The sequence below is a fragment of the uncultured Thiothrix sp. genome (assembly GCF_937873765.1).
Classification (GTDB): domain Bacteria; phylum Pseudomonadota; class Gammaproteobacteria; order Thiotrichales; family Thiotrichaceae; genus Thiolinea.
The window spans coordinates 1-5,435 of sequence record NZ_CALMZC010000046.1 but is presented as its reverse complement, the minus strand read 5'-3'; the positions used below and the strand labels follow the sequence as shown (position 1 = coordinate 5,435).

General features: G+C 44.2%; 5 protein-coding genes. All 5 read left to right on the top strand.

Annotated features, from left to right (window positions below; genetic code table 11):
• Window positions 1-423: 423 nt before the first annotated feature.
• The 5 genes from Q0307_RS13605 to Q0307_RS13585 are packed head-to-tail and all read left to right on the top strand — an operon-like array spanning window position 424 to window position 5,404.
• Window positions 424-2,217, top strand: a complete 1,794-nt coding sequence (locus tag Q0307_RS13605) for an ABC transporter ATP-binding protein (RefSeq protein WP_298661336.1) — start codon at window positions 424-426, stop codon at window positions 2,215-2,217.
• A gap of 54 nt (window positions 2,218-2,271) precedes the next feature.
• Window positions 2,272-3,246 (top strand): magnesium transporter CorA family protein, encoded by a 975-nt coding sequence (locus Q0307_RS13600; protein WP_298661335.1) that lies wholly within the window; start codon window positions 2,272-2,274, stop codon window positions 3,244-3,246.
• A 57-nt stretch (window positions 3,247-3,303) separates the two neighbouring features.
• Window positions 3,304-3,822: a molybdenum cofactor biosynthesis protein B gene (gene moaB / locus Q0307_RS13595; protein ID WP_298661334.1), complete on the top strand. Its 519-nt coding sequence runs from the start codon at window positions 3,304-3,306 to the stop codon at window positions 3,820-3,822.
• Between the two features lie 21 nt (window positions 3,823-3,843).
• Window positions 3,844-4,758 (top strand): EamA family transporter RarD, encoded by a 915-nt coding sequence (rarD, locus tag Q0307_RS13590; protein WP_298661333.1) that lies wholly within the window; start codon window positions 3,844-3,846, stop codon window positions 4,756-4,758.
• A gap of 7 nt (window positions 4,759-4,765) precedes the next feature.
• Window positions 4,766-5,404: a DUF523 domain-containing protein gene (locus Q0307_RS13585; RefSeq protein WP_298661332.1), complete on the top strand. Its 639-nt coding sequence runs from the start codon at window positions 4,766-4,768 to the stop codon at window positions 5,402-5,404.
• The last annotated feature ends 31 nt before the right edge of the window (window positions 5,405-5,435 follow it).

Genomic DNA, 5,435 nt, shown 5'->3' with positions numbered 1-5,435 from the left:
TCGCTTAAGTTACTACCGCTTTAGTGGCTCTTCAACTCCTCTGGTGCATGACCACGTTCGTTTAATAGGAGCACGTTCTACATCTGGGCTTGCGAATGGACTAGGCATAACAGTAGTTGCACTAGGGCTTACTTCATCAATGGCATAAAGTGCACTGCTAAATATCAGTAGGCTAGCCAATAACCACCTTTGTGGACGACTTATGCGTCTAACTAGATGTGACAACTGAGACATTGGTTTACTCCCTTAATATACACTCCTCAAGTATAGAACTTTAAACCAAAAAATTACCAAAGATTAACCTTAACGCTTTTAAAGTTATGCGCTGGTATTCCTATATTAAACATCTTGAATACTCAGTCTTTAGCAAGCACCTTCATTTACCCGTACAATAGCCACTTTCTGAAAACTTGCTGAGTGCTTATGCCGAATAGCCAAGCTCCTGCTTATACTTGGAATGATTTACTTCGCCAAACGATGCGCCATCGTGGTTTATTGGTACGTGCGAATTTAATTGCGATTTTGACCGCATTTTTAAGCGTACCGATTCCACTCTTGATTCCTTTGTTAGTCGATGAAGTCTTACTCAAGCAGCCCGGCGCACTCACACAGGCGATTGATCAGATTTTTCCGGCTAGCTGGCATGGTCCTATTCTCTACGTCCTGATCGTCACACTAGTGACCATCGTACTAAGGCTTGCTTGGCTGTTATTTTCAGTTTGGCAAACTCGCGAATTCACCCTGATTGGTAAAGACATCACCTACAACATTCGTAAGCGCCTCCTGCAACATATTGAAACCATCGCGATGGCTGAATATGAAACCCTCGGTAGCGGTACGGTCAGTTCGCGCTTAGTAGTGGATGTGGAAACCATTGATAACTTTCTTGGGATTACCATTAGCCGCTTCATCGTCTCGGTGTTAACTTTGTTGGGCGTTACAGTGGTGATGCTCTGGCTACATTGGCAGCTAGCCCTATTTATTCTGATCTTGAACCCCGTGGTCATTCTACTCACCACTAAAATGGGCAGCTATGTCAAAGAACTGAAGAAGAAAGAAAACAGTGCCTTTGAACTCTTCCAGCAAGCCCTCACAGAAACCTTAGAAACTATTCAACAGATTCGTGCCAGCAATCGTGCCCCAAGTTTTTTTGGACGGATTGTCAACCTAGCTGCTGAAGTCAAAGAAAACGCGGGTCAATACGCTTGGCGCAGTGATGCCGCGAATAAATTATCTTTCAGTATTTTTATTTCGGGCTTTGATGTTTTTCGCGCAGTCGCCATGTTAATGGTGGTATTTTCTGATCTGAGTATTGGCGAAATGCTCGCTGTATTTAGCTATCTTTGGTTTATGATGGGGCCGGTGCAAGAAATTCTGAATATTCAATATGGCTGGTTTAGTGCAAAAGCTGCCTTAAATCGGATTAATGATTTAATCGCCTTGCAAGCCGAACCCATTTATCCGCATGTACAAGATCCCTTTAAAAATAAGCACACCGTTAGCTTACGCGCTGAACATATCACCTTTGCCTATGGGGATAAACCTCCCGTACTCGTCGATGTAAACCTGAACATTGCATCTGGTGAAAAAGTTGCCTTAGTGGGTGCAAGTGGCGGTGGAAAATCTACTTTTGTGCAGATTCTTCTGGGACTTTATCAGCCGCAACAAGGTCAATTATATTTTGATGAAGTGCCTATTACTGCCATCGGTTTAGATGTAGTACGTGAGCATGTCGCTACCGTGTTACAACAGCCTGCTTTATTCAATGATACCTTGCGCGCTAATCTGACTTTAGGGCAAAACTTACCGGATGAAAAACTTTGGGAAGCCTTACACATTGCCCAACTTGAAGACACTGTGCGTGAGCAAACGAATGGCTTAGATACGATTGTCGGACGACAAGGCATGCGTTTATCTGGCGGTCAACGCCAGCGTTTAGCCATTGCTCGAATGATTTTATCCAACCCTAAACTGGTGATTTTAGATGAAGCCACCTCGGCTTTAGATATGGAAACCGAATATAAACTGCACGCTGCCTTGCAAGCGTTTTTACAGGGTCGAACCACTTTAATTATTGCCCATCGTTTAAGTGCGGTGCGCCAAGCAGATCGGATTTTAGTGTTCGAGGGTGGCACGATTATCGAACAAGGTAGCCATCAAGAACTGATTCAGCAAGATGGTTTATATCGCAAATTGTACGGAGCCGCGAGTGCTTAACTTCTGAGTCCGTTAGCGATTAAACTATCCGACTTTTAGCTCTAGGCTCTTGCTGTGCATATCACTTACTTTGACGCGCAAACTCAACAAGCTCAGCTTATCCAAGCGGAGCAGTTAAAAAACTGCCAAGGCATGATTTGGCTGGATGTGTTAAGCACGGATACTCACTGGCAAAGCTTAATTGAAACAGAGTTTGGCTTAGTGCTAGAGGATCAACATATTCTAGACACACGCAATCCCAATCATCCGCCATTTCAGGATGATACGGATGCTTATGCTATGCTAATCTTTCGGGCTTTAAGCCTGCCTAACGGCAAATTGGGTAGTTTTGAAGTCGACTCTGCGCCGATTGTGTTCATTACTTATAAAAACTTATTGATTAGTATTCACCCGACTGCGAAAACTAATTTCGATGAAATTCGTAGTCGCTGGCTGCGTGGCTCACGTATCCGCGCACCACTCACCCCCGATGGAATTATTTGCTTACTCTTGAGTTGGCTAACTGATCAATACTTGAGTCTGCGCGTCGCGTTTGTTGAGCAAATTGAGCATTGGCAAACTCAACTCCTGCACCCTTCCAAACGCTTTCAAGATTGGCTCAGCTTACTTAAAGCGAGTAGCCATTTACGCCAATATCGCTTAGCGATTATCGAGCCTCAAGAAACCGCTTTAGATGAATGGCGCGATGAGCGCATAGAAATGGACTCACGGATTACGACGCGTCTAGCCGATGTGCAAGAGCATTTCCGTCGAGTGAATCGTGATGCGGAAATCTGCCAAAACGATCTAGAAAATCTAGTGCAAATCTATTTTTCGGCGACCAATCAGCGGATGAATGACATTATGCGGGTGCTCACTATTGCTTCCGTCATTTTCCTACCCTTGAATCTATTAGCCGGGATTTATGGGATGAACTTTGAGCATATGCCGGGTTTAAGTGCGACTGATGGCTTTACGGTGGTGATTGTCGGGATGCTAGCTATTGTCTTGTTGATTCTTGGTATTTTCCGCTGGAAAAATTGGTTGTAACGCCAGCAGTAGAGTTTAGCTTATACTAAAGTTTTTCCAGTTAGCTTCCATCTTTATATGAGTACAGCAGCCTTTAAGCCTTTATCCATCGCAGTCTTAACCATCTCTGACACGCGTACACTTGCCAATGATAGCTCAGGCCAGTTGCTGGTCGATAAACTCACAGCCTGTGGTCACCATTGCATTGAGCGTGACTTAGTACCGGATAGTAAGTATGCGATTCGTGCGGTGGTTTCACGTTGGATTCTAGATGAGAAAATCAATGTTATTCTCAGCACGGGTGGCACGGGAGTCACGGGTCGGGATGGCACACCCGAAGCGATTAAGCCCTTATTGGATAAAGAACTAGAAGGCTTTGGCGAAATGTTTCGCGTGCTTTCGTATCAAGAAATTAAAACCTCCACCCTCCAATCTCGCGCCATTGCCGGTGTTGCCAATAGCACGTATATTTTTTGCTTGCCCGGCTCAGGGGATGCCTGTCGTTTAGGCTGGGATCAACTGATTGAGGCACAATTAGATTACCGTACTCAACCCTGCAATTTAGTCATGCTCATGCCAAGACTTAACGAGGTATAAGGCTTTAAGCCTAAGATAATCATGCTTTCACAACAAAAACTCGGTCTGATCTATGGCCTGAGCGCTTATACTATTTGGGGACTATTTCCTTGGTATTTTCATTTCCTCAGTCATGTGAACCCTTGGCAAGTGCTCACCCAACGGATTATTTGGTCATTTCTGCTGGTTTCCGTGATTGCTCTATTTATTCGTCATTGGTCACTGATTAAAGCAGCCCTCATGCAGCGGAATATTCTCTTGGGTTTATTACTATCGTCCCTGCTGATTGCTGCGAACTGGCTGATTTTTATTTGGGCAGTCGGTCAAGGTCGCGTATTAGAATCGAGTTTAGGCTATTTTATTACGCCTTTAGTCAGTGTATTGCTAGCGCGAATCTTTCTAAAAGAATCACTGGATATTTATCGTTTAAGTGCTTGTATTCTTGCGGTTATAGGTGTGCTGTGGCTAGTCATTCAATTAGGTGTTTTACCGTGGATTTCTTTATCCTTAGCCATTAGCTTTGGCTTCTATGGTTTAGTACGCAAAAAGGTCCCAGTAGACTCTTTAACCGGGCTTTGGGTAGAAACCGGCATACTCTTACCCTTTGCCTTTACTTGGTGGTTGTGGCTCGAATGGCAGGGGCAAAGTCAGTTATTCACAGAAAACCTACAAACGACTTTCCTCTTGATTTTCTCAGGAGCACTCACCGCAGCGCCGTTATTATTATTTGCTTCCGCCGCGAATCGTTTAAGTCTGACCGCAGTGGGCTTTATGATGTATATCAACCCGACTATGCAGTTTTTGACCGCTATTTACTTATTAAAAGAACCGCTTAATCATCAACAGCTCATTGCTTTTATATGTATTTGGATTGCTTTAGTCGTGTTTAGCATTGGCGCTGTACGTCAGCAAAATGCCAAAAACCAAGCGCTCGCTACTAAGGCCTCAAGAGTATAAATTGAAAATGGATCACCTTAAACCGCGTCTAGGCATTAGTAGTTGCTTACTGGGTCACTCAGTACGCTTTGATAGTGGACATAAACACAATGCTTATATCACTGAAACCTTAGGCCAATATATTGAGTTTGTACCTTTTTGTCCCGAAGTGGCTGCAGATTTAGGGATTCCACGCCCTGCTATTCATCTGGTTAAACGTGATCAAAGCTTGCGCGCTTTACAGGTAAAAAATCATGCCATCGATGTCACCGACCAGCTCCATGCCGCTAGCCAGCAAATCCTAGCACAGCCCAGTTTAGCGAGTTTAAGTGGATTTATTCTAAAAAAAGACTCACCTAGCTGTGGTATGGAGCGGGTTAAAGTTTTTGAAGAGCAAGCAACCAGCCAAGCACCCGAACGTAGCGGTATGGGGCTGTTCGCAACAGCTTTACGGCAGCAATACCCGAATTTACCGCTCGAAGAAGAAGGTCGTTTATGTGACCCAGTGTTGCGCGAAAACTTCATTGGTCGAGTGTTTGTCTATCAGCGTTGGCAACAACTCATGCAAGCACCAATTAGTGCTAGCGCTTTAGTGGAGTTTCACTCTGATCATAAGTATTTAATTATGGCACACGATCAAAACAGGGTCATGCACCAGAAGAGTTGAAAAACATCTGATTAATGAATTCGCCAATGAC

Bases quoted from the DNA above. Each gene is read 5' to 3' on its own strand.
- moaB (WP_298661334.1), top strand. From the start codon at position 3,304: ATGAGTACAGCAGCCTTTAAGCCTTTATCCATCGCAGTCTTAACCATC.
- Q0307_RS13585 (WP_298661332.1), top strand. From the start codon at position 4,766: ATGGATCACCTTAAACCGCGTCTAGGCATTAGTAGTTGCTTACTGGGT.
- Q0307_RS13605 (WP_298661336.1), top strand. From the start codon at position 424: ATGCCGAATAGCCAAGCTCCTGCTTATACTTGGAATGATTTACTTCGC.
- rarD (WP_298661333.1), top strand. From the start codon at position 3,844: ATGCTTTCACAACAAAAACTCGGTCTGATCTATGGCCTGAGCGCTTAT.